A 1093-nucleotide genomic window follows, 5' to 3' on the forward strand; every position below is an offset into this window, starting at 1 on the left:
CCCCGCGCCCGCCCATACGAAACGCGTCCCACCCACCACCCTCGACCCACCACCACAAAACCAAGCCACCCACAACCCACCTGTGGACAACCCAGAACCTGTGGACAAACTCAACCTGCACTGGCCAGCGAGCACGGGCCTGCCTCGCGGCTACTTCAACCGAAGTGTGGTCCTCTTCGACGCAGGTTGTCGGCTCGGTTCTGTTAGACGTGGATCCACGCGTGTGGTTCTCTCAGCCTGATGCCGGCCTGTTAGGATCGCTCACCGCAAGCCGGGGACTGTTTCGTAATCGGTGTTTTGGCCCGAGACGCTGAGTGAATGCTCGGCGAGGAGGTGCCGAGATGACGACACTGGAGAATGTTACGAAGAAGAGGGCCGAGCCCTCCGCGGAAGCTGCGGCGGCCGCGGAGTTGGTGCGCCTGGCCAAGGAGCAGGGCCTGTCGCTGACCGGGCCGGACGGTTTGCTCAAGCAGTTCACTAAAACCGTTCTGGAAACCGCACTGAACGAGGAGATGACCGAGCACCTCGGGCACGACAAGAACCAAGCTCCGGCCGATCGGGAGTCTACGAATATTCGCAACGGGACTCGGTCGAAAACGGTGTTGACCGAGGCCAGTGGGCATGTCCCGATCGAGGTCCCTCGTGATCGGGAAGGGACGTTCGAGCCGCAGATCGTCAAGAAGCGCCAACGTCGATTGAACGGGGTCGATGAGATCGTGTTGTCGTTGTACGCCAAAGGATTAACGACTGGTGAAATCAGTTCGCATTTCGCTGAAATCTACGGGGCCTCGGTCTCGAAGGAGACCATCTCGCGGATCACCGACAAGGTCCTCGAGGAGATGCAGGACTGGTCTGCCCGTCCGCTCGACGAGGTGTACGCGGCAGTTTTCGTCGATGCGATCGTCGTCAAAGTTCGAGACGGGCAGGTCGCAAACCGGCCGATCTACGCGGCGATCGGCGTCAGTCTCGACGGACGGCGCGACGTGCTCGGATTGTGGGCCGGCACCGGCGGTGAGGGATATGGAACGGGCACATGTTCGTTTGATCGGATTCCTGCTGCTACCTGAGGTTTTCGGGGTTGCGCGATGATCCT

At 60.8% G+C, this 1093-nt stretch carries 1 pseudogene; it reads left to right on the forward strand.

The features are described from left to right. Positions 1-341: 341 nt before the first annotated feature. Positions 342-1019: pseudogene (locus tag V3587_RS30635) on the forward strand (IS256 family transposase); the annotation flags it as partial. Positions 1020-1093 lie beyond the last annotated feature (74 nt).

It is taken from the genome of Rhodococcus sp. IEGM 1306 (assembly GCF_036541985.1).
Classification (GTDB): Bacteria; Actinomycetota; Actinomycetes; order Mycobacteriales; family Mycobacteriaceae; genus Rhodococcus_F; species Rhodococcus_F qingshengii.